This window comes from Sphingobium sp. TomTYG72 (genome assembly GCF_055394715.1).
The window spans coordinates 1469144-1492274 of the sequence record NZ_AP027336.1 but is presented as its reverse complement, the minus strand read 5'-3'; the positions used below and the strand labels follow the sequence as shown (position 1 = coordinate 1492274).

Genomic DNA, 23131 nt, shown 5'->3' with positions numbered 1-23131 from the left:
CCTTCGGGTCGTATCGTCCGGTAAGCGGATCTGCGTGCCCACGGGCGGTGCGCCAATTCCATGGAGCTACGATAGATGTTGGACGCAAATCTGAAGGGTCAGTTGAAGACCTACATGGCGAACATCACGCAGCCGATCGAGCTGGTGGCGTCGCTGGACGAAGGCGCGAAGTCGCGCGAGCTGGAAGGCTTGCTAAACGAGATTGCCGAGCTGTCGGACAAGGTGACGGTTGTCGCTGGCAATGACAAGCGCAAGCCGAGCTTCATGATCCGGCGCGTCGGGACCGATATCGGCGTGACCTTTGCGGGCATTCCGATGGGGCATGAGTTCACGTCGCTGGTGCTGGCGCTGCTTCAGGTGGGCGGGCATCCGTCCAAGGCGGCGCAGGAGCTGATCGAGCAGATCAAGGATCTGGACGGCGACTTCAGTTTCGAAACCTATTTTTCGCTGTCGTGCCAGAACTGCCCCGACGTGGTGCAGGCGCTGAACCTGATGAGCGTGCTCAACCCCCGGATCAAGCATGTCGCCATCGACGGCGCGCTGTTCAAGGAAGAGGTGGATGCGCGTCAGGTGATGGCGGTGCCGACCGTGTTCCTGAATGGCGAGCCTTTCGCCTCGGGCCGGATGGAACTGGAGCAGATCGTTGCGAAGATCGACAGCGGCGCAGCGGATCGCGCGGCGGAGAAGATCAAGGCGCAGGAGCCGTTCGAGGTGCTGGTGGTCGGCGGTGGCCCCGCTGGCGCGGCGGCGGCCATCTATGCGGCGCGCAAGGGCATCCGCACGGGTGTCGCGGCCGAACGCTTTGGCGGGCAGGTGCTCGATACGATGGCGATCGAGAATTTCATCTCGGTAAGCCACACGGAGGGACCAAAGCTCGCCGCGCAGCTGGAAGCGCATGTGAAGGATTATGATGTCGAGATCATGAACCTGCAAAAGGCGGCCAAGCTGATCCCGGCCAAGAGCGAAGGCGGCTATCATGAGGTGGTGCTGGAAAATGGCGCGTCGCTGAAAGGGCGCACCGTCATCCTGTCCACCGGCGCGCGCTGGCGGCAGATGGGCGTGCCGGGTGAGGATGAATATCGCAACAAGGGCGTGGCCTATTGCCCGCACTGCGATGGTCCCTTGTTCAAGGGCAAGCGCGTGGCGGTGATCGGCGGCGGCAATAGCGGCGTCGAAGCGGCGATCGATCTCGCGGGCATTGTCGCCCATGTGACCCTCATCGAGTTCGATAGCCAGTTGCGCGCGGACGCGGTGTTGCAGCGCAAGCTCGCCAGCCTGCCCAATGTGCGGATCATCACTTCGGCGCTCACCACCAAGGTAGACGGCGACGGCAGTCGGGTTACGGGCCTTTCCTACAAGGACCGCAACAACGGCACAGAGCATGATGTCGAGCTGGAGGGCATTTTCGTGCAGATCGGTCTGGTCCCGAACACCGAATGGCTGAAGGACGCGATTGCCCTGTCGCCACGGGGCGAAATCGAGATTGACGCCAGGGGCGAAACGAGTCAGCCAGGGATATTCGCTGCGGGCGACTGCACGACCGTGCCCTACAAGCAGATCGTGATCGCCATGGGAGCGGGATCGACTGCGGCGCTGTCTGCCTTCGACTATCTTATCCGCCTGCCCGCTTCGGAAGAGGCGGCGCAAGCAGCCTGACGAGACAACCCTCCGAGCGGGGGGTTGGGAAGCGGTCGCCCCCAGGCCCGGTGGCGGCCGCTTCTTATTGTGGTGGGTTGAGGGGATTATCCGTGCGCTTATGATGAGATACGGCGTACTTTGAGGGGGGCGCCAGTTCCAACCTAGCGACTACAGTTGACGCTTAAGTCAGCAGAGTATCCTAACGCCGTTCGGGCTATCCGAACGGGTCACTTGCCTCGCTCGAATGTCAAACCCACTACTTAAGAAAGTAGAGCCCTTCGACAGGCTCAGGGCGAACGGTATTTAGGGGGTGCCGAACGCCAACCTTTAACCGCCAGCGTGGCGGGCGGTCAGCAGATAGTTGATCGCCTTGTTCGATGAGAGCGTGAAGCCCTTGCGCGGGTCGAAAGAGAGGCCGGTTACATCGGTCACCTCCAGCCCGGCCTTGGCGAGCATCTCGGTCAGTTCATCGGGTGTGAGGAACTTGTCCCAGTCGTGCGTTCCCTTTGGAATGCCGCCGATACCTTCGCCGATGCGGATCATGGCGAGGCGTGAGAGTGGTGTGCGGTTTGGCGTGGACATGATGAGCAGGCCGTTGGGGCTGAGCTTGCCCGCCAGCGCACGGACGAAAGCGGCGGGATCGGTGACATGTTCCACGACTTCCATGGAGGTGACGAGATCGAAGCTTCCGGCGTTGAGCTGTTCGACCGGCGTTGCGCGATAGTCGATCATGAGACCCTGGCCGTCCGCATGGGCGCGGGCGATGGCGATATTCTCTTCCGCTGCGTCGAGCGCGGTGACGGCAGCCCCCAACCGCGCCAGAGGTTCGGACAACAGGCCCGCGCCGCATCCCACATCCAGCGCAGATTTGCCTTCAAGCGGGTGGAAGCTGCTTTCTTCGCACAGCCAGTGCCGATCGATGGCGCTGCGGATATAGCGCAGCCTTACCGGATTGAGTTTGTGCAGCATCGCGCTGCTGCCCGCAGGGTCCCACCAGTCGGCTGCCATCGCGCCGAAGTGGGCGGCTTCGCGGGGGTCGATCGTGCTTGTCGCTGAATTGGCCATGCGCCCTGATTATCAAGCTCCGCAACGGCGCGCCACGGGCATTTATTTCTTGCGCGGCGGCGGCCCTTCGCCGTCGAGATATTTATCCTCGGCATCCAGCTGGCGGTGCAGCTCGCGCGTCGCTGCTTCCGTCCTAGCCAATTCTTCGGGGCTTCTATGCCGTCGATTGCTCATCATCACGTAGATCAACACGGCCGCCAGCAGGATCGGCCCTCCGATCGTGATGAGCCCGTACAGGATTCCGTCCATGGCTTCCTCCTCTCCATTCTTTGAGTGAAAGGAATGAATGGTGACGCCGCGCGGTTCCCCCGGCCGATGGCTTGCTTGCCATATCCGCCGCTGCTGCTATAGCGGCGCCGTTTTTCCCCGGAGGGGGACAGACGCTTTCCAGATCAGCAGACAGGTTTGACAGGCAAATGGCGCGCATCGTGATGAAATTCGGCGGCACCTCCATGGCGGGGATGGAGCGAATTCGCAACGTGGCCGCGCGCGTCAAGCATGTCGTCGAGCAGGGCCATGAAGTCGCCGTCGTCGTGTCGGCCATGGCAGGCGAGACGGATCGGCTGGTGGGCTTCTGCAAGGAGGCTTCCGCGCTTTACGATCCGGCCGAATATGACGTCGTGGTCGCGAGCGGCGAACAGGTTACTAGCGGTCTGCTGGCCATGACTTTGAAGGCCATGGGCGTGGACGCGCGCAGCTGGCTTGGTTGGCAGCTGCCCATTCGCACCAATGAAGCCCATGCCAAGGCGCGCATTGGCGAGATCGATACGATCGACCTGCTTTCGTCCATGCGCGGCGGCACCGTGGCGGTTATCCCCGGCTTTCAGGGCATGATGGAAGATGGGCGCATCTCGACCCTGGGTCGCGGCGGGTCGGATACCTCCGCTGTGGCAGTGGCGGCGGCGCTGAAGGCCGATCGTTGCGACATTTATACCGACGTCGACGGCGTCTACACCACCGACCCCCGCATCGTGGCGCGGGCGCGCAAGCTGGACCTCGTCACCTATGAGGAAATGCTGGAGCTGGCCTCGGTAGGGGCCAAGGTGCTCCAGACGCGCTCGGTCGGCCTCGCCATGAAGGAAGGCGTGGTCGTGCAGGTGCTTTCCTCCTTCGATGATCCCACCCAGACCGACCTCCCCGGTACGCTGATCGTCAGCGAAGAGGAACTGGAAGCCAAGCTCAAGGAAGACAAGATGGAACGTCAGCTCATCACCGGCATCGCCCATGACAAGAATGAGGCGAAGATCACCCTGACCCGCGTGCCGGATCGTCCGGGCGCCGTGGCGCACATCTTTGGCCCGCTGGCCGATGCCGCGATCAACGTCGATATGATCATCCAGAATGTCGGCCGCGACAAGGGTGAGACGGACGTCACCTTCACTGTGCCGGGCGCTGATCTGGCGCGTGCGCTGGACGTGTTGGAAAGCCAGAAGGAAGAGATCGGCTTTAATCGCGTGATCCCTGACACGAAGGTCGCGAAGATCAGCGTCGTGGGCGTGGGCATGAAGAGCCATGCGGGCGTCGCTTCGACCATGTTCAAGTCGCTGGCGGAGCGTGGGATCAATATCCTCGCCATCTCGACCAGCGAGATCAAGGTTTCGGTGCTGATCGACGAGGATGAGACGGAGCTGGCGGTGCGTGTGTTGCACACGGCTTATGGGCTGGACGCGCCGGTAGCGTAAAGATTAACTCCCCTCCCCTTCAGGGGAGGGGCCGGGGGTGGGGCCGTGCCCCATAGAACAATGCGTGGGGAAGCCCCCCACCCCAACCCCTCCCCTGAAGGGGAGGGGCTTTGTGATTCTAGGAATATGCATATGACCAACGCCAAACTCACTTCCCTGATGGCTCGCGGCACCGAATTTCTTGGGTCTCAGGTTGCGATCATGTGCGGGGCGATGAGTTGGGTGTCGGAGCGGAACCTGGTAGCGGCCATCTCCAACGCGGGCGGCTTCGGTGTGATCGCTTGTGGTGCGATGACGCCCGCGCTGCTCGACAAGGAAATTGCGGCGACCAAGGCGCTGACCTCCAAGCCCTTTGGCGTGAACCTGATCACCATGCATCCGCAGCTGTTCGACCTGATCGAAGTGTGCGCGCGCCATGAAGTCAGCCATGTCGTGCTGGCGGGCGGGTTGCCGCCCAAGGGCAGCATCGAGGCGATCAAGGCGAAGGGCGCGAAGCTGATCTGCTTCGCCCCGGCGTTGAGCCTGGCGAAGAAGCTGGCGCGGTCGGGTGTTGATGCGTTGGTGATCGAGGGGATGGAAGCGGGCGGCCATATCGGCCCGGTATCGACCAGCGTGCTGGCGCAGGAGATTCTGCCGGAAATGGCGGCGCAGCTTCCCGTGTTTGTGGCTGGCGGGATCGGTCGAGGTGAGCTGATCGCGGGCTATCTGGAAATGGGTGCGGCGGGAGTGCAGCTGGGCACCCGCTTTGCCTGCGCCAGTGAGAGCATAGCGCATCCGAACTTCAAGAAATCCTTCTTCCGCGCGTCCGCTCGCGACGCGATCGCAAGTGTCCAGATCGACCCGCGCCTGCCGGTCATCCCCGTCCGTGCGCTCAAGAATGAAGGCACCGAGGCATTCACCGCCAAGCAGCGTGAAGTCGCTAACCTGCTCGACAGCGGTTCTGTCGACATGATGGAGGCGCAGTTGCAGATCGAACATTATTGGGCAGGCGCCCTGCGCCGTGCGGTGATCGATGGTGATGTCGAGGGTGGGTCGCTGATGGCGGGTCAGTCGGTCGGCATGGTTACCAAGGAAGAGCCGGTCGCGGAGATCATCGCGCAATTGATGGCTGAAGCCGCAGTTGCTCTGGAGCGCCGTGCCGCCTGAAACATATCCGGACCCGATATCGGGACGAACCGAATCTCTTGAGGGGTGAAGTGATCCGGGCGGTCATCGTCAGGAACGCGCGGCTTTGCCATGAGTTTTTGCGCTGACAGTTCATCATAAGGGATATCGGGTTGCCGTTGCGTGCTGCTTCATGTCGCGTCTGGACAATCGCCTCTGTGACCGCCTTGGCGCTGGTTGCAGGCTGTTCGACTCCCAAGGCGCCGCCGACGCCTCCGCCGCCGGTCGTCCGGACGATCAAGCCGCTGCCGCCTATGGGCGCAGTGGAGGATATGAGCATTCCCGAGGTTGACCCGCAGGGCAAATATCTGACGCCCAATCGCGGGGTGACGGCCAATACGGCGCTTTGGCATGTTCGGATGGCGCTGAATGTGGCCGCGTTGTCCTGCCATGGCGTGAACGAACCGGCGCGGGTGCAATATAATCAGATATTGCGGGTGCATAAGGACGTTCTTCGGGAGGCTAACGCGGCGGTCGATCGCAACTATACCGCCGCTTATGGGAGCGGTGGCCTTCAGTCGCGTGAGTTGCTGAATACGGTCGTCTATAATTTCTTTTCGCTGCCGCCGGTTCAGCCGACCTTCTGCAAGGCGGCGATTGAGGTCGGGGCGAAGGTGCTTGCGCTGCCGTCGAACCAGTTGTTGACCTATGCTCCGGAGGCTTTGACCGCGCTTGAGCAGCCGTTCCAGGAATTTTACGAGGCCTATGCAGACTATCTGCGGCGGCTGGCGGAGTGGCAGTCCCGCTTTGGCGGGACGGTGACGGTGATCGTGTCTCCGACACCTTTACCACCGCCGCCCAAGCCGCCTGCGGAGATCGGGGCGGGCTTTGTGCCGCCGCCTGCGCTGCCAAGGTTGCGCGAGGAAAGCGGGCAGGCGCTGGTGCCGGGCGCAACGTCTGCGCCGCGTGTGAATGTGCCGACTTTTCCGGTGACGCGCTAAGCGGAGGGGTAGGTCGCGGGAGCCTTGGCGGGCAGGGGGAACAGGTGCACGAAGCGTTCCGCCAGGGCGTGGTCGCCCTCGACCTGAAGCGCTCCGGCGACGTCGTTGAAGCTGGCTCCACCATAGACGACGGCGGCCAGGGCGTTCTGGTCTCCGCTGAGGACGACGTCTGCACCCTCGACGAAGCCGCGATCGATGGTGAAGTCGCCACCCTTTAATAGCGCGCGAAATTCTTCCTCGCCGAAGCGGAAGCCGATTATGGCGTTCATGTCGCCGATGCGGTTGCGATCGATCATCGTGCGCATGGAGAGGACGACCGAGACGTTACTCATCGGCTGGCCGGGCTGCATCGTGGGTGAGCGGCTGGCCCAGCGGCCGAGCACCTGGAACAGGATTTCCGACTCGCGGCCCCATTGCGTCAGCTCGTAAATCTGGCTGGCGGCGGGTGGGGGCAGGCGGCGGCGGATGAGGACGCTGGCGGCTTCCAGTTCCTCCAGCCGTTGGGTCAGCACATTGGCGCTGATTCCGGGCAGGCTGGCGCGCAGATCGGTGAAGCGCTTGGGTCCTAGCATCAATTCCCGCATTATAGGCATGGCCCAGCGGTCACCGATAAGGTCCAGCGCATGGGCGACTGCACAGCCATCCTGATAGGCGCGCTTTTTCAATTGCGAGTCCTTAGTTATTTTTTCTAACTTAGATGTTGCATAAGATAATCTATGGGTCCACAAAGTTCAAGGCGGTGAGTCGAGAGCGATAGCTCCTTGCCGCGAAGTTCAAGGAGATGCGTGATGCCCGATGTCCCCGCACCCAAGATGATTTTCGTCAACCTGCCGGTGAAAGACTTGTCCGCTTCAATCGCTTTTTACGAGGCGGTCGGTGCGGTGCGGAACAACGACTTTGCCGATGACAGCACGCAGATGGTCAGCTTTTCCAACGCGATCCATGTGATGCTGCTGACGCATGAGCGTTTTTCCAGCTTCACTACGCGGCGCATTCCCAACGCGCATGAAACGGCGCAGGTGTTGCTGGCATTGAGCGAAGCAAGCCGCGCCGATGTTGATGCGACCACGGAAAAGGCGCTGGCGGCGGGCGGCAGCGAGCCCAATCCGCGGCAGGACCATGGCTTCATGTACGGCCGCAGCTTTGCCGATCTAGACGGCCATATCTGGGAAGTTGCCTGGATGGACATGGAAGCCGCGCTGGCGGTGAATGGGCAGGAAACGGCGGCCTGACCGGCCCTCAAAAGCAAGGAGAGAGACGATGAGCTATATGGATGGATTCGTAATCCCCGTGCCCAAGGGCAACAAGGAGCGGTACAAGGAGGTTGCGGCCTATGCCGCGCCGATCTTCATCGAACATGGCGCGCTGCGGGTGGTGGAATGCTGGGCCAATGATGTGAAGCCGGGCAAGGTCAATGATTTCCGCACCGCCGTGATTGCGGAAGAGGATGAGGACGTCGTCTTCTCCTGGATCGAATGGCCCGACAAGGCGACCCGCGACGCTGGCGCTGAAAAGGTGATGAACGATCCCCGGATGCAGCCCAAGGAAGGGGAAGGCATGCCCTTTTCCGGCGCACGGCTGATCTATGGCGGCTTTGAAGTGCTGCTGGACCAGAAAGCTTGAAGGGAAGAGAGCAATGACGGACCTGACCGGCAAATTCTTCTGGTATGAACTGATGACCAGCGATCCGGAGGGCGCGATCGCCTTCTATGGCGATGTGGTGGGATGGACGGCGCAACCCTTTGGGGGCGAGCGGACGGACGATCCCTATAATGTCGTGTCCGGCAGCGCCGGTCCGGTGGGCGGCATCATGCGCATCCCAGCAGAGGCGAAGGATTGTGGCATGTCCCCCTGGTGGGGCGGCTATATTGGATCGGCTGATGTCGATGCGGATGCGGAGCGGCTGAGCGGCGCGGGCGCTGAGATCAAGCGGGCGCCTGAGGATATTCCCGGCGTCGGCCGCTTTGCCGTGATGAGCGATCCGGGCGGCGCGATCTTCATGCTGCTCAAGGGGTCGAGCCCCGATGGCATGGACGCCGCGCCGCCGATGGCGAAGGGTCATGTCGGCTGGCACGAGCTTTACAGCGGCAATTTCGACGCGGACCTTGCCTTTTACACGTCCCAGTTCGGCTGGGGGAAGGGCGAGGCGATGGATATGGGGCCGATGGGAAGCTATCAGCTTTTCTCCATGTCCGGCGGAACCGCGTTCAACGCAATGGAGGGCGGCATGATGCGCAAGCCCGAGCAAATGCCGGTGCCGCAATGGCTGTTCTACTTCGTGGTGCCCGACATTGATGTGGGCGTGGAGAAGGTGAAGGCGGGCGGCGGCACTGTGCTCAATGGTCCTGCCGAAGTGCCGGGCGGCGCTTGGATCATCCAGGCTACCGACCCGCAAGGCGCGATGTTCGCGCTGGTCGGCATGCGCACCGCCACAGCGTAAGGAGAGGAACGATGTCGAAGATTTCACCCTGTCTGTGGTTCAACGGACAGGCAGAGGAAGCTGCGCGCTTCTATGCCTCGGTCTTTGGCGGATCGGTGGATTCGATCAGCCGCTATCCCCATGATGTTCCTGGCCCTGCTCCTTTTAAGGAAGGCGATGTGCTGTTGGTGGAGTTCACCTTGTTCGGCCAGAGTTATCAGGGGCTGAACGGCGGGCCGGAATTCGGCTTTACCGAAGCGGTGTCGCTGTCGATCTCTTGCAAGGATCAGGCGGAGGTGGACCGCTATTTCGACGCGCTGACGGCGGATGGCGGCGCGCCCGGTCCCTGTGGTTGGGTGAAGGACAAATATGGCCTGTCCTGGCAGTTGGTGCCTGAAGAGGTGATGGAGATGCACCGGAAGGGCGGTCCTGGCATTCAGCCCATGATGGCGGTGATGATGACCATGCAAAAGCTGGACCTTGCCCGGATGAAGGCGGCCTATGAAGGAGCGACGGTATGAGCAGCGCGCAACATGAGCTGTCGGTCAGCTGTCATATAGCCGCCCCGCGCGATATAGTGTGGAAGGTGTGGACCGACCTGAAAGACCAATGGTTCTGCCCCAAGCCGTGGCGGGCCGAGGTGATCGAGGAAGATTTACGCGCCGGTGGTCGCAGTGCCGTGCGGATGTACGGCCCCGATGGCGAGGATACCGGGCCGATGGAGGGCATCTTCCTGGAGGTCGTTCCGGGAGAGCGGGTTGTATCGACCGATGCTTATGCGTCCGGCTGGATACCGCAGGAGCCGTTCCTGACGTCGATCTGGAGCTTTGCGGAGGAAGGTGAGGGGACCCGTTTTACCGCGACGGCGCGGCATTGGAGCGACGAAGCGCTGAAGCGGCATGAGGAAATGGGGTTTCATCCTGGGTGGGACCAGATGGCGCAGCAGTTCAAGGAATTGTGTGAGACTTCGGCGGCGACGGCTTGATGGGGTAATTCCTTCCTGTCGGGAGATGGGGAGGTGGGCTGACGTTGCGCATTTTCCCCTCCACCGCCTTTGGCGGTCCCCCTCCCCATCTCGCGATGGGGGGGATTTTTTGGGGCTGGTACTCGTCTTTTGACGATTTGATGGGGTTCTCTCCAGATTAACCCTGACTTCCTCTTGGAAAGGGGGGCTGCGATCTGTTAGCGCTTGACCATGCCTACGACGCCCGCCGCCGCCGCCCGCCAGATCCTCACCCGATTACAGGAGGTGATGGCTGCGCGAACGAGCGCGCAGGCGAAGCTGAACAAGGTCGTGGACATTATCGGCAAGGCGCTGTCGAGCGAGGTTTGCTCCATCTATCTGGTGCGCGAGGGTCTGCTGGAACTGTTCGCGACGCGCGGTTTGAAGCAGGAGGCCGTCCACGTCACCCGCATGGCCATGGGGGAGGGGCTTGTCGGCTTGATCGCCACCAATGTGGAAACGCTGAACCTGGACGAGGCCGCGGCGCATCCTGACTATAGCTATCGGCCGGAAACGGGCGAAGAACTGTTCCACAGCTTTGCGGGCGTGCCGATCGTGCGGCGGGAGCGGGCGATCGGCGTATTGTGCGTCCAGCATGTCGAGCCCCGCCGATATGAAGAGGTCGAGATCGAGGCGCTTCAGACCGTGGCCATGGTGCTGTCGGAATTGATCGCCAATGCCGAATTGGCGGACGATGGCCCGGCGGATTCGCGGGTGCAGGATACGGGTACGATCATGTTGCAGGGCTTGCAACTGGTCATGGGGATGGCGCGTGGCCACGCGGTATTCCACCAGCCGCGTGTTCATGTCGAACATACGGTCGCGGAAGATACCGAGGCGGAGCGCCAGCGCGTCATTTCCGCCTTCACCAAGATGCGCGAACAGATCGACCGCATGACGGGTGCGGTCGAGTTCGGGATGGAGGGCGAGCATCAGGAGGTGCTCGAGACCTACAAGATGTTCGCCTATGACGAAGGCTGGATCCGGCGCATCAATGAGGCGATCGACAGCGGCCTGACCGCCGAGGCGGCGATCGAGCGCGTGCAGCAGCGCACCCGTATGCGCATGCGGCAGATCGACGACGCGCTGTTGCAGGATCGCATGCATGATCTGGAGGACATGGCCAACCGCCTGTTGCGGATCGTGTCGGGGCAGTTGGGCACGGCGGCGACGATGGGCCTGAGGCAGGACGCCATCCTGATCGCGCGCAATCTGGGTCCGGCGGAACTGCTGGAATATGACCGGCGGCGGTTGAAAGGCGTGATCCTGGAGGAAGGGTCGCTGACCGCGCATGTCACCATCGTCGCCCGCGCCATGGGCGTGCCGGTGCTGGGGCGCGTTCGTGAAATCCGGCATAAGGTGAATGAGGGCGACCTCATCCTGATGGACGTCGTGTCGAACAACCTGTTGATCCGCCCGACGGCGGACATGGACGAGGCGTTCGAGAACAAGCTGCACGTTACGCAGAAGCGTCGGGCTGAATTTGCCGCGATGCGTGACCTGCCGTCCGTGACGGCGGATGGGCAGCGTATCGAGTTGATGGTGAATGCGGGGCTGCGTGAGGATGCGCAGGCGCTGGACCTGGTTGGGGCGGACGGCATCGGGTTGTTCCGCACGGAGTTCCAGTTCCTCGTGTCCGCGACTTTGCCGCAGCGGGAAAAGCAGCAGCGGCTTTACAAGGATGTGCTGGACGCGGCGGGCGACCGGCCGGTTATCTTCCGCACCGTCGATATCGGTGGCGACAAGGCGCTGCCCTATATGCAGCGCGACGATGACGAGGAGCTGGAGGACAATCCGGCGATGGGCTGGCGCGCGCTGCGGCTGGCGCTGGACCGCGATGGGTTGATGAAGGCGCAGGCGCGGGCGTTGCTGGAAGCGTCGGCGGGGAAGGTGTTGAACATCATGTTCCCGATGGTGTCGGAACCGTGGGAATATGAGCAGGCGCGCGCTCTGGTGGAGCATCAGCGCGAATGGCTGCTGTCCCAGCGCAAGAAGGTGCCGACGGCGGTGCGCTATGGCGCGATGCTGGAGGTGCCTGCGCTGGCGGAGGTGCTGGACCTGCTGCTGCCCAAGCTCGATTTCCTGTCGATCGGCACCAATGATTTGACGCAATTTCTCTTTGCGGCCGATCGGGCGCATCCCAAGCTGGCGGAGCGCTATGACTGGCTGAGCATCGCCATCTTGCGCTTCCTTAGCCGGGTGGTGCGGACTTGCGAGGAATATCAGGTGCCGGTTGGCGTCTGTGGGGAAATGGGCGGGCGGACGCTGGAAGCCATGGCGCTGGTTGGCCTGGGCGTTCGGCGATTGTCGATTACGCCTGCGTCGGTTGGTCCGGTCAAGGCCATGATCCGGGCTATCGATGCCGCCGAATTGCAGGCGGTGATGCGCAAGCTGCTGGACGATGGGGTCGTGGATATTCGTGGCGCGCTAACGCAATGGGCGGACGAGCGGGGCATCGAACTGAATTGAACCGGAAAATGGGTCAGGCACGACCCCGGCGGCGTTGACAATCCCTGTGCCGGAATGAGACAAGACCGGCTTATAAGATCGCGGAGCAGCATGGCAGAACAACCCGAAGTGGAAAGCGGCGCGACTGCGCCGGACGTGCAATTGGGTACTCCGGGCGCAAAGCTGCGCGCGGCGCGTGAGGCGCATGGCCTGTCGATCCAGGACGTCGCGACGCGCACGCGCATCGCGCAACGTCAGTTGGAGGCGATCGAGCGGGACGACTATTCGGCGCTTCCGGGAATTCCCTATGCGGTCGGCTTTGCCCGCGCCTATGCCCGCGCGGTCGATCTGGACGAGGTGGCCATTGCCGCCGATGTGCGCCATGCCGTCCATAATTCCGAACTGGGCGCCAATCGATACGAGGCGTTCGAACCGGCCGATCCGGCCCGCGTGCCGTCGCGCGTGCTGGCCTGGACGGCTGCGGCTATCGTGATTGTGCTGGTGGCTGGCTTCACCATCTGGCGTACGCAGATGCTGACCCCGCCGACGGGGCAGGAGATCGCCGCCGAACAGGCCAAGCCCGCCGTTGCCGCGAAACCGGCGCCGGGCGCGCGTCCCGCCGCGCCGGTGGTGCAGACGGTGGTTTTCACCGCTAACGATGATGTGTGGCTGCGCATTTATGACGAGGCTGGCGACCGGCTGAAGGATGGCCTGATGAAGAAGGGTGAGAGCTTCACCCTGCCAGCCACGGCCCGCAACCCCATGATCCTGACCGGCCGTCCGCAAGCGTTGACGGTTACTGTTGGTGGCAAGCCTATTGCGCCGCTTGGCGCACCTGATCGCACGATTTCCGATGTGCCTGTTTCGGCGGCGGCGTTGCTGGCGCGGGCTGCTCCGGCGCCGGCCGCTTCGCCTGCCCCTGCGCCTGCCCCATCGGTTACCCCCTCGGCGGTGCAAACGCCTGCCGCGCGGCCCGTGACCGGGAGCGTGGCGCCTGCGATCCCTGCGGAGCCCGCACCAGCGGCCCCACCCACGGCGGATTAAGGCGTCGCCAATCCCTGTTTGAGCCGCACGTCCTGCTTTACGGCGGCGAATATGGCCTTATGGTTAAGAGCGGGGAGCGCGGCCTTTGCGGGCCGTATCGTCGGTGAATTTAAGTTTTAGTCGGGGATCATCATGCGTTACGCCTTGTTTGCGACAACCGCCCTGCTGCTGGGGGCGCCCGCTATGGTTGCGCTGGCGCCAGCAGCGGGCGCCCAGAATGTGGCGCTGGATGTGCGTGTTGACCGGCTGGAAAAGGAAATGCGCGCGGTACAGCGCAAGGTCTTTCCCGCAGGCGCTCCGTTGCAGGCGGAGATTAATCGCCCGGTGACGCCCACTGTCCCGCCCGGCACGCCATCATCTTCGCCTGTCGCCGATCTGACGGCGCGTGTGGGTGCACTGGAATCGCAGCTCGCTTCGATGACCGGGCAGGTTGAGGAAAACAGCTTCAAGATCCGTCAGCTGGAAGAGGCGTTCAACAAATATAAGGCTGAGGCGCAGAGCCGCGCTGAAGTGGTTGCTCCGCCGCCCGTGCGCCCTGTGGCTCCCGCAGATAATGCAGCCCAGGCGGCGCCAAAGCCGGGTACTAATGGCGGCGCAACCGAGGCGCGCAAGGCGGCCGTGGCGGCGATCGAGCGGCCATCGACCGGCGATGCGGCGGCCGACGCCTATAGCTATGGCTATCGTCTGTGGGACGCCAAATTCTATCCCGAGGCGCAGGCGCAACTGAAGGCGACGGTGGATAAATATGGTACTGCGCCGGTCGCGAGCCGCGCGTCCAATCTGCTGGGGCGGGCCTATCTGGATGATGGCAAGCCTGCATTGGCATCCGTCGCTTTTTACGACAATTATCAGAAGCGCCCCAAGGGGGATCGCGCCGCCGACAGCCTGGCCTATCTGGGTGAGGCGCTGATCCAGCTCAAGAAGCCTGCCGACGCGTGCAAGGTCTATGCGGAGCTGGAACAGGTCTATGGCGCCACCATGTCGGCCAGCCAGCGCGGCATGATGGACAAGGGCCGCGCCAAGGCGAAGTGCAGCTGAGGCACTCACATGGCCGCGCCGCATCCGGCCCAGCCTGACCTGGAAGCCCTGCTGACGCGGTCGGTCGGTGCGCTGGTGGGGGACGATGCCTCACTGCGTTTTGGCGTGGCTGTGTCGGGCGGTCCCGATAGCATGGCGTTGCTCGCCATGGCTGCGCATGCCTTCGCGGGCAGGGTGGAAGCGGCCACCGTCGATCATGGATTGAGGCCAGAGTCTGTGGAAGAGGCCGCCATGGTGGGGCAGTGGTGCCGTGGCAACGGTGTCGCGCATGCCGTTCTGCATCCGCCCCAGCCCCTTACCGGCAATGTCCAGCAATGGGCGAGGACCCAACGCTATGCGGCGCTGGAGCAATGGAGGGCCGATTGCGGGATCGATTGGATCTTCACCGCGCATCATGCCGATGATCAGCTGGAGACCGTGCTGATGCGGCTTAACAGGGGCGCCGGGGTCAATGGTCTGGCCGGAATCCGGGCGCGGCAGGGGCATATATTGCGGCCCCTGCTAGGCGTGCGGCGCGCGCAACTGTTCGACTATGCGAGTGAGCACGGGCTTCCCTTCGTCAACGATCCTTCCAATGTCGATCTGCGATTTGATCGGGCGGTGATTCGACGGCATCTGAAGGAAGCCGAATGGCTCGACCCGCAAAGTGCCGTCCGCAGTGCGGCGGCGCTGGCGGAGTGCGAGGAAGCGTTGGATTGGACGGTCGAGGATATCGCGGCGGCGCATGTTCGCAGGGAAGGGGAGGCGTGGCTGCTTACCCGCACGGATTTGCCCCGTGAGCTGCTGCGGCGCTTGTTGCTGCGCATCATCGCCGAGGCGGAACCCGGCGCGGAACCGCGAGGCGAGACGCTCGACCGGGCGATCGCGGTTGCGATGCGGGGCGGACAGGCGAGCCTCGGCGGATTACTGCTGAAAGGGGGCGCTGTCTGGAAAGTCCGCGTAGCACCGCCGCGACGTTGAGGTAGAATCGATCTTAGGCGCGAAGGCCCACTGATGACCGCGATGATGAGTCTCGTCCGAAACGACGTCGGGCATTGAATTGATCGTTACGGAAAGGTTCCACGGATTAACGCGCCGACGCCTCGCTCCGTCGAATTGTTGCAGCGCAATGACCTTTCCTTAATAGCCTTCAGGCGTATTGGGGTCGGCACTCAGGCATGGAAAGTCATTTATGTTCGAATTTGCGGCGTTGACCTATGGTGTGCTCGCCAGTGTGATCCTTTCGGCGGCGCAACGTAACCGGAAGCTCGCGCGCCCGCATCCGCCGTTGCTGCTGTATGTCGGATATTTGCTGTGTGGCGTGTCGGCGGGCTTGGCCGTCATCCTGGCCTATATCGCCCTGTCGCAGTTCGCGGGCGGATAACGTCAGCAGACCCGTTGACCCAACTTGCGATTTTGCCGGAGCATCCTATCTTGCCCGGTGAAAGAGAGTGATGATGAACGACGAGAAGGACCCTCAGGGTAACCCCTGGATCAAGAGCGCGATGATTTGGGCGGGGGTGATTGTCGCTCTGCTGCTATTCGTCTCGATGTTCGACAGCCGTTCCGCTTCGCAGGCGGGCAGCGGCATCGCCTATTCCGAATTCCGGTCGAAGGTTCAGGAAGGGCAGGTCAAGGACGTCGCGATCGCGACCGACAAGATTACCGGCACACTGACCAGCGGGCAGCGGTTCAACACCGTTCCCGTGAATGATCCGGGACTGACCGGGCTGCTGGACGATTATAACGTCAAATATTCCGGACAGACTGAGGAGCAGCCGAGCTTCTGGCAGATCATGCTCTATCAGTCGCTGCCATTCCTGCTGATCCTGGGCATCGCCTTCTTCGTGCTGCGGCAGATGCAGAAGGGCGGCGGCGCGGGCGGTGCGATGGGCTTTGGCAAGTCCAAGGCGAAGCTGCTGACCGAAAAGCATGGCAAGGTGACGTTTGATGACGTTGCGGGCATCGATGAGGCGCGCGAGGAATTGCAGGAAATCGTCGAGTTCCTGAAGGACCCGACCAAGTTCGCAAGGCTGGGCGGCAAGATTCCCAAGGGCGCATTGCTGGTCGGTTCGCCGGGCACCGGCAAGACGCTGCTGGCCCGCGCGATTGCGGGTGAGGCGGGGGTTCCCTTCTTCACCATTTCGGGTTCGGACTTTGTCGAAATGTTCGTCGGCGTGGGTGCTTCCCGTGTGCGTGACATGTTTGAGCAGGCGAAGAAGAACGCGCCATGCATCGTCTTCATCGACGAAATCGACGCGGTCGGCCGCCATCGTGGCGCGGGCCTCGGCAACGGCAATGACGAGCGCGAGCAGACGCTGAACCAGCTTCTGGTCGAAATGGACGGTTTCGAGGCGAACGAGGGCATCATCATCGTTGCGGCGACCAACCGCCCCGACGTGCTGGACCCTGCGCTGCTGCGTCCGGGCCGCTTCGACCGTCAGGTCGTGGTGCCGCGTCCTGACATTGAGGGCCGTGAGAAAATTCTGGCCGTCCATATGAAGAAGGTGCCGCTGGCGCCGGACGTCAATCCGCGTACGATTGCGCGCGGCACGCCGGGCTTTTCCGGTGCTGACCTTGCGAACCTTGTCAACGAAGCGGCGCTGATGGCGGCGCGGCGGGGCAAGCGTCTGGTCGCGATGGACGAGTTTGAGGCGGCCAAGGACAAGGTCATGATGGGCAGCGAGCGCCGCTCCATGGTCATGACCGAGGACGAGAAGAAGATGACCGCCTATCATGAGGCGGGCCATGCCATCGTCGCGGTTCATGAACCGGCGTCCGACCCCATCCACAAGGCGACGATCATCCCGCGCGGCCGTGCGCTGGGCATGGTGATGCGCTTGCCGGAGCGGGACAGCTACAGCTATCACCGTGACAAGATGCACGCGAACATGGCCGTCGCCATGGGTGGCCGCGTCGCCGAGGAGATCATCTTCGGTTACGACAAGGTGTCGTCGGGTGCTTCGGGTGACATTCAATATGCCACCAAGCTCGCGCGCGACATGGTCACGCAATGGGGCATGTCCGACAAGCTCGGCCCGCTGCAATATGAAGAGCAGCAGGGCGAGACCTTCCTCGGCTATTCGCAGAGCCAGCGCGTCCATATGTCGGACGAGACGGCGAAGCTGATCGACAAGGAAATTCGTGGGCTGGTCGAGCAGGGCTATGCGCGGGCGCAGGAAGTGCTGAAGGGTCATGAGGACCAGCTGCATCTGCTGGCCAACGCGATGCTGGAATATGAGACGTTGTCAGGCGAGGAGATCAAGACGCTGCTCGACAAGGGTGAGATTACCCGTGACGACGGCACGACGATCAAGCCATCGGTGGTTCCGGCGGCGGGTTCGTCCATCCCCAAGACGCGCAAGCGCAAGGGGCCGTTCGGCGATCCTTCGCCTGCCGGGATCTGATCGGCGGTCAAGGGTTTGAAGAGGGCGCTGCCGTCGGGCGGCGCCCTTTTTGTTTGCGGCTATCTCATCGTGGTGAGATAGGGATTGTCATGGCAAAAGCTGACCGACTGGAACGCCTGGACACCCGCCGCCTGGAACTGGAGGCGGAATATACGGAAGCGCTGTTGGACGCATTGCGCGTCACCGCTTCCGGGAAATGGGGCCTGTTCGGGCATAAGGAGGACCGGGCAAGCCGCGCCGCGATCGCTCCGATCATCGAACAGTTGGCGGAAATCGGGGAAGCTGTCGATAAGGCGCGGGAACAACTGTTGATGCCCCCGTTCGAGTTGCAGCAGGAGTTTCTTGCGTCGCGCGGGCCGGTCAGTTCACAGGCTGTTGGGGAGCCGAAGCAGGCGCAGGCATGGCTGGATCGGCTTGTGGGTGCCGCCGCCAAATCCTGAAAAGCGCCTGTCCTCTTGTGCCGTGAGGCGCCCAGCAACAAAATGCGCCTAAGGTCTGGCCGTTTCGCTGGTTAATGGTTACATGGGCCGCCACGAATCCCCAGCGATCCCCCGCCAGGTCGCGCAAATAGAAAGTGGCTTTCACATGGACATCCGCCTCGGCCTCACCTTTGACGACGTGCTGTTGCAGCCCGGCGAGTCCGATGTGCTGCCCAGCCAGGCGGACACCAGCACCTATGTGACCAAGCAGATCAAGCTGAACATCCCGGTCCTGTCCTCTGCGATGGACACTGTGACGGAAGCCGACATGGCGATCGTGATGGCGCAGCTGGGCGGCATCGGCGTCCTGCATCGCAATTTGTCTATCGAAGAGCAGGCGGATGCGGTGCGTGCGGTCAAGCGCTTTGAGAGCGGCATGGTGGTGAACCCTATCACGATCACGCCGCGCGCTACCCTGGCTGACGCGCAGATGTTGATGGAGCGGCACCGGATCAGCGGCATTCCGGTCGTTGAGAACAGCGGCAAGCTGGTCGGCATCCTTACCCACCGCGATACGCGCTTCGCGGAAAACCCCAATCAGCCCGTCAGCGAACTGATGACCAAGGATAATCTTGCCACGGTCAAGGCGGGCGTGGGCCAGGATGAAGCGCAGCGTCTGCTGCACCAGCGGCGGATCGAGAAGCTGCTGGTGGTCGATGATGATTATCATTGCGTCGGCCTCATCACGGTCAAGGATATCGAGAAGGCGGTCACCTATCCGCAGGCGACCAAAGACGGTTCGGGCCGCCTGCGTGTGGCTGCGGCGACGACAGTGGGCGACAAGGGGCTGGAGCGTAGCGAGGCGCTGATCGACGCCGAATGCGACCTGATCGTCATCGATACCGCGCACGGCCATAGCAAGCAGGTCGCGGTTGCGGTCGAGGCGGTGAAGCGTCTGTCCAACCATGTTCAGGTCGTGGCGGGTAATGTTGCGACCGCTGAAGCGACCAAGGCTTTGATCGACGCCGGGGCCGACTGCGTGAAGGTCGGGATCGGGCCTGGCTCCATCTGCACCACGCGCGTGGTTGCGGGCGTGGGCGTGCCGCAGCTGACCGCCGTCATGGACGCCGCCAACGAAGCGGCAAAGCATGGCGTTCCGGTGATCGCTGACGGCGGGCTTCGCACCTCGGGTGACGTTGCAAAGGCGCTGGCGGCGGGCGCGGGCTGCGTCATGGTCGGATCGCTGCTGGCGGGTACGGCCGAAGCGCCGGGCGAAACCTTCCTCTATCAGGGCCGCGCCTACAAGAGCTATCGCGGCATGGGCAGCGTGGGCGCGATGGCGCGGGGCTCTGCCGACCGGTATTTCCAGGCGGATATCAAGGACCAGATGAAGCTGGTGCCCGAAGGGATCGAGGGACAGGTGCCGTTCAAGGGGCCTGCGAAGGACGTCATCCACCAGCTGGTCGGGGGCGTGAAGGCGGCGATGGGCTACACCGGCAGCCGCACGATCAAGGACCTTCAGGAGCGCGCTCGCTTCGTCCAGATCACCAATGCGGGCCTGTCCGAAAGCCATGTCCATGATGTGACCATCACGCGGGAAGCGCCCAACTATCCCACCCGCTGAGGGTAGGGCGGGGTGACCCCCTCCGCTCGTGTTCAGGCCGCGATCGAGCTGCTGGATGCCATCATCGCTTCGGCGCGCGATGGTGGACCGGCTGCCGATACGCTGATTGCACGTTACTTCAAGGAACGGCGCTATGCCGGTTCGCGCGACCGGCGAGCGGTGCGCGATCATGTTTATGACGCGGTGCGCCGGGCTGCGGAACGGCCAGGAAATGGCCGCGCGGCGATGATCGGACTGGCGCGGGAAAGGCCGGATATCGCGGCTTTGTTCGATGGATCGCCGCATGGGCCTGCGCCTATCCTTGCTGAGGAGGGGGGTGCGATAGCCGGGGCGGTTCCTGCCTGGCTCAAGCCGCTGTTTGCGGCGCCTGTCGAGCAGGAGGAGTTGCTGGGCCGGGCGCCTGTCGATTTGCGGGTGAACCGGCTGAAAGCGACGGCGGAGAAGGTCGCGTCGCTATTTCCCGAAGCGGTGCCTATCCACGGCTTGCCTGACGCGCTGCGCCTGCCGGAGGGTTGGCCGGTTGAGCAGAGCGATGCGTGGAAGCAGGGGCTGGTCGAGGTGCAGGATGCGGGCAGCCAGCTCATCTCTGCGGCTTGCGGCGCTGCGCCCGGCATGACTGTCATCGACCTTTGCGCGGGAGCTGGCGGCAAGACGCTGGCGCTTGCGGCGTCGATGGCCGGACAAGGGACGCTGATCGCGGCGGACACGATCCGCTCGCGCCTCTCACGCCTTGACCCGCGCGCCGAGCGGGCGGGGGCGACCTTCATCCAGACATTGCTGCTTGATCAGGGGCATGAGGCGCGGGGGCTGGAGAGCCTGCAGGGGCAAGCGGACGTCGTGCTTGTCGATGCGCCATGTTCCGGGACCGGGACCTGGCGGCGCAATCCCGAGGCTCGCTGGCGCCTGACACCCGCGCGGCTGGAACGGCTGGTGGGCGAACAGGCGCGCATATTGGACTTCGCGGCGCCGCTGGTGGCGCCCGGTGGGGCGCTTGTGTACGCCACCTGCGCCCTGACCGATCAGGAAGGTGCGGGGCAGGTGCAGGCGTTTCTCGATCGCCACGAGGGATGGACGGCTGAGGCGATCCCGATCGCGGCCGGGCGGGTGCATGGGCATGGCCGTTTGCTGACGCCGGGGCATGACGCGACGGACGGTTTCTATTTCGCCCGGCTTCGGCGCGGTGCATGAAAGAGGCGATGGACAAGCCCCGCCAAAATGACGACACTCGGGTAGAATCAACGCCTGAAACATGGCTGGAGTTGTGCATGCGTTTTACCCCTGCTTCGATCGCCCTTGCCGTCCTGCTGACCAGCGTGTCGAGCGCCGGTTTGACGCAGCGCCCGGATGCCCAGATTTCGCCTTTGTCTATCGAATGGCAGCAGGCGGGCGTCACTGCGCGCCGGGCAGGGAATTTCAGTGCGGCGAACGATGCGCTGGAAACGGCGCTTGCGGTCGATCCGCGTAATCGCTCGGCCTATATTGAACTGGCCGAAGTAGCCCGTGCGCAGGGCCTTCAGGGCAAGGCCATCCGCCTCTATCGCGAGGCGCTGCTGCTCGACCCGAATGATGTACATGCACTGGTGGGGCAGGGCGAGGCGATGGTCGAGAAGGGTGCGATCGCCAAGGCAAAGGAAAATCTCGCCCAGGCGCAGAGCGCGTGCAAGTCCGACTGCGCGGCTGTCGGCAAACTCGCCGCCGCGATCCAGAAGGGGCCGCCTGCGACGGTGCTGAGTGCGAAGGATGCTGTCGTGGTGCCGAAGGTGGTGGAGACGGAGACGCCTTGAGGCTGTCGGTTAGAGTTAGGTCCAGGCTTCTGAGATTGTCTTGAACGGGGTAACCCAAGAAATTCCCCTCCCGCAGGCGGGAGGGGTTAGGGGTGGGCGCGAGCGAAGCGAGCCCTGCGGGTGTGCCGTTGCTGAATAAGGTCGGGCGTTGCTCTGGCCCACCCCCTAGCCCCCTCCCGCTTGCGGGAGGGGGGATGACTGAAATCCACCCTCGCCAGCCATCGACGGCGCTAATCGTGAGGCTCTGCGCTCCATAGGTGGCCTTCCAGATAGAGGCGGGCAAGCTGCCCGGCGGCAAGCGACATTTGTGCCGTACACGCGACCGATTTCTTTGGCCGAGAGTGGACATTGCACCGGCTTAGCGGTTCTACTATCCCTGCGGCAATCACCTTATGTCGCTTCCGACGCTGCTTTTTGTTCCGCAACAGCTGTACGTTGTAGGAACCTGTTCGCAAATTCCGGCCTTACCACGCTGTTCCACACCAGCCGGGAACCGAAACGCAACTCTCCTGCTGGAAGAGCCGCCACGCTCGTGTCAAACATGTCGTTGAAAGACGTTGCATTGATATTGCAGAGGCAACTGAGGACGGTTTCAAACGCATGCCCCATGCTGTTCGATTGGTTTTTAAGGAACTGCACCGAGTCCTGTCTATCTAGCGGGAACTCTGGATGAACAATTTCGAGACTCGGTGCCCAAATCGCTCCGTCAGGTCGCATAGCATAATCATGTGAGGTGACGTTGTGCGTGGCCTTAGGGTGGATGATCGCGTTGCGATGCTCCACGACCGAGCGGAGGAAAGTGAAGACACTTTCCAAATACTCGGTTTCCTCTGACTTCTGGTGCTTAGTAGCGATAGCGACGCGAAAGCCCTTCTGCCACTGATCATTAGGAACCGCTTTTGGATGGAACATTAACGACAGCTTCGCTAGCGATGTTTCCACCTCGCGTAAGTGCGATATGCAGCCGTGCAGTTTGCCCCTGAGATTTGCCGTTCGAGGTAGATGTCCAACCTCCAATGAACCAGCCCGCAGTTGTGCTCGCGTCCAGTCTTGGTGAGCCTGCATCTCGTCCGCAACGTCGACGATCGCAGCTAGCGCAATCGCCGCATCAAGAGCGTGAGCGCGCGCTTCATCTTCATCTACCGTATCCGGTAGGTAAGTATGGTCGAGCAATTGAAAAGCAACGCCGAGCGTCTGTTGAATGAAGGTATGATCAACGCCGTAGGAAAGCTCAGTGCGCTGCACGAATGGGGGAATAGCCTCGTTCGTTCGCTCCGGGTCGATACTGTCGGCCATCTCGCCCGACACAACGCCCCGTTGAGCAAGAAGATAGAGACGGTCGCCAATCGACTTCATGCAAACGATGTTGCCATGCTCGGGTGCGATCTGTGACTTGCCGCCACCATCCCTGATCCGGTCTACCCGGCGGTTGCCGCGCAGCTTCCTCTGGAACCTCATTTTCATGCCGCAATAGTA

The 23131-nt window shown here is 62.7% G+C and carries 23 protein-coding genes; 19 read left to right on the top strand and 4 right to left on the bottom strand.

All coding sequences use genetic code 11. From position 1 onward, the window contains the following. Positions 1-75 precede the first annotated feature (75 nt). Entirely contained in the window at positions 76-1656 is a 1581-nt protein-coding gene (gene ahpF / locus ACZ5U1_RS07495; protein WP_464777859.1) for an alkyl hydroperoxide reductase subunit F, read from the top strand. A 309-nt stretch (positions 1657-1965) separates the two neighbouring features. Here ahpF and ubiG read toward each other — a convergent pair whose 3' ends face one another. Together ubiG and ACZ5U1_RS07485 are read right to left on the bottom strand one after the other, a co-directional pair. Continuing rightward, positions 1966-2703 (bottom strand): bifunctional 2-polyprenyl-6-hydroxyphenol methylase/3-demethylubiquinol 3-O-methyltransferase UbiG, encoded by a 738-nt coding sequence (gene ubiG / locus ACZ5U1_RS07490; RefSeq protein ID WP_464777858.1) that lies wholly within the window; start codon positions 2701-2703, stop codon positions 1966-1968. Between the two features lie 42 nt (positions 2704-2745). Further along, positions 2746-2952: a hypothetical protein gene (locus tag ACZ5U1_RS07485; protein ID WP_464777857.1), complete on the bottom strand. Its 207-nt coding sequence runs from the start codon at positions 2950-2952 to the stop codon at positions 2746-2748. A gap of 167 nt (positions 2953-3119) precedes the next feature. On the opposite strand from ACZ5U1_RS07485, the gene ACZ5U1_RS07480 reads away from it, so the two are divergent. From ACZ5U1_RS07480 to ACZ5U1_RS07470, 3 genes are all read left to right on the top strand, one after another. After that, on the top strand, positions 3120-4385 hold the full coding sequence (locus ACZ5U1_RS07480) for an aspartate kinase (RefSeq protein WP_196224203.1): 1266 nt from the start codon (positions 3120-3122) through the stop codon (positions 4383-4385). Positions 4386-4517: 132 nt separating this feature from the next. Further along, complete coding sequence (locus ACZ5U1_RS07475; protein WP_464777856.1) at positions 4518-5531, top strand: NAD(P)H-dependent flavin oxidoreductase; 1014 nt, start codon at positions 4518-4520, stop codon at positions 5529-5531. 176 nt (positions 5532-5707) lie between these two features. After that, on the top strand, positions 5708-6490 hold the full coding sequence (locus tag ACZ5U1_RS07470; protein WP_464777855.1) for a hypothetical protein: 783 nt from the start codon (positions 5708-5710) through the stop codon (positions 6488-6490). Here the strand turns inward: ACZ5U1_RS07470 and ACZ5U1_RS07465 are convergent. Continuing rightward, entirely contained in the window at positions 6487-7155 is a 669-nt protein-coding gene (locus ACZ5U1_RS07465; protein WP_464777854.1) for a winged helix-turn-helix transcriptional regulator, read from the bottom strand. The two genes, ACZ5U1_RS07470 and ACZ5U1_RS07465, sit on opposite strands and share 4 nt — an antisense overlap. Positions 7156-7278: 123 nt before the next feature. Between ACZ5U1_RS07465 and ACZ5U1_RS07460 the strand changes: the two genes are divergently transcribed. The 15 genes from ACZ5U1_RS07460 (at position 7279) to ACZ5U1_RS07390 (ending at position 21655) form a co-directional block, all read left to right on the top strand. Next, positions 7279-7722, top strand: a complete 444-nt coding sequence (locus tag ACZ5U1_RS07460; RefSeq protein ID WP_464777853.1) for a VOC family protein — start codon at positions 7279-7281, stop codon at positions 7720-7722. Positions 7723-7750: 28 nt separating this feature from the next. Further along, positions 7751-8113 (top strand): DUF1428 domain-containing protein, encoded by a 363-nt coding sequence (locus ACZ5U1_RS07455; protein WP_464777852.1) that lies wholly within the window; start codon positions 7751-7753, stop codon positions 8111-8113. A gap of 13 nt (positions 8114-8126) precedes the next feature. Next, positions 8127-8930, top strand: coding sequence for a VOC family protein (locus ACZ5U1_RS07450; RefSeq protein WP_464777851.1), 804 nt, complete (start codon positions 8127-8129; stop codon positions 8928-8930). Positions 8931-8941: 11 nt separating this feature from the next. Beyond that, positions 8942-9430, top strand: coding sequence for a VOC family protein (locus tag ACZ5U1_RS07445; RefSeq protein WP_464777850.1), 489 nt, complete (start codon positions 8942-8944; stop codon positions 9428-9430). Beyond that, a complete protein-coding gene (locus tag ACZ5U1_RS07440) occupies positions 9427-9894 on the top strand; it encodes an SRPBCC domain-containing protein (protein WP_464777849.1) in 468 nt (155 codons plus the stop codon). The genes ACZ5U1_RS07445 and ACZ5U1_RS07440 overlap by 4 nt, the downstream gene beginning before the upstream one ends. Before the next feature lie 210 nt (positions 9895-10104). Further along, on the top strand, positions 10105-12381 hold the full coding sequence (gene ptsP / locus ACZ5U1_RS07435; RefSeq protein ID WP_464777848.1) for a phosphoenolpyruvate--protein phosphotransferase: 2277 nt from the start codon (positions 10105-10107) through the stop codon (positions 12379-12381). 90 nt (positions 12382-12471) lie between these two features. After that, a complete protein-coding gene (locus ACZ5U1_RS07430) occupies positions 12472-13404 on the top strand; it encodes a helix-turn-helix domain-containing protein (protein ID WP_464777847.1) in 933 nt (310 codons plus the stop codon). Between the two features lie 132 nt (positions 13405-13536). Next, on the top strand, positions 13537-14442 hold the full coding sequence (locus ACZ5U1_RS07425; protein WP_464777846.1) for a hypothetical protein: 906 nt from the start codon (positions 13537-13539) through the stop codon (positions 14440-14442). Positions 14443-14451: 9 nt separating this feature from the next. After that, a complete protein-coding gene (gene tilS, locus ACZ5U1_RS07420) occupies positions 14452-15402 on the top strand; it encodes a tRNA lysidine(34) synthetase TilS (protein WP_464777845.1) in 951 nt (316 codons plus the stop codon). 211 nt (positions 15403-15613) lie between these two features. Beyond that, positions 15614-15805: a hypothetical protein gene (locus ACZ5U1_RS07415; protein ID WP_464777844.1), complete on the top strand. Its 192-nt coding sequence runs from the start codon at positions 15614-15616 to the stop codon at positions 15803-15805. Positions 15806-15878: 73 nt separating this feature from the next. Next, positions 15879-17828 carry an ATP-dependent zinc metalloprotease FtsH gene (ftsH, locus tag ACZ5U1_RS07410; RefSeq protein WP_464777843.1) on the top strand — a complete coding sequence of 650 codons (1950 nt, stop codon included), beginning with the start codon at positions 15879-15881 and terminating at the stop codon, positions 17826-17828. Positions 17829-17917: 89 nt separating this feature from the next. Then, positions 17918-18268 (top strand): hypothetical protein, encoded by a 351-nt coding sequence (locus ACZ5U1_RS07405; protein WP_464777842.1) that lies wholly within the window; start codon positions 17918-17920, stop codon positions 18266-18268. A gap of 145 nt (positions 18269-18413) precedes the next feature. Continuing rightward, complete coding sequence (guaB, locus tag ACZ5U1_RS07400; protein ID WP_464777841.1) at positions 18414-19871, top strand: IMP dehydrogenase; 1458 nt, start codon at positions 18414-18416, stop codon at positions 19869-19871. A 12-nt stretch (positions 19872-19883) separates the two neighbouring features. Further along, the gene (locus tag ACZ5U1_RS07395; RefSeq protein ID WP_464777840.1) at positions 19884-21059 is read left to right on the top strand and encodes an RsmB/NOP family class I SAM-dependent RNA methyltransferase; all 1176 of its coding nucleotides are present in this window, start codon (positions 19884-19886) and stop codon (positions 21057-21059) included. Between the two features lie 77 nt (positions 21060-21136). Next, positions 21137-21655, top strand: a complete 519-nt coding sequence (locus ACZ5U1_RS07390; RefSeq protein ID WP_464777839.1) for a tetratricopeptide repeat protein — start codon at positions 21137-21139, stop codon at positions 21653-21655. Positions 21656-22045: 390 nt separating this feature from the next. Here the strand turns inward: ACZ5U1_RS07390 and ACZ5U1_RS07385 are convergent, their stop codons facing one another. Further along, entirely contained in the window at positions 22046-23119 is a 1074-nt protein-coding gene (locus ACZ5U1_RS07385; protein WP_464777838.1) for a hypothetical protein, read from the bottom strand. Positions 23120-23131: the final 12 nt, after the last annotated feature.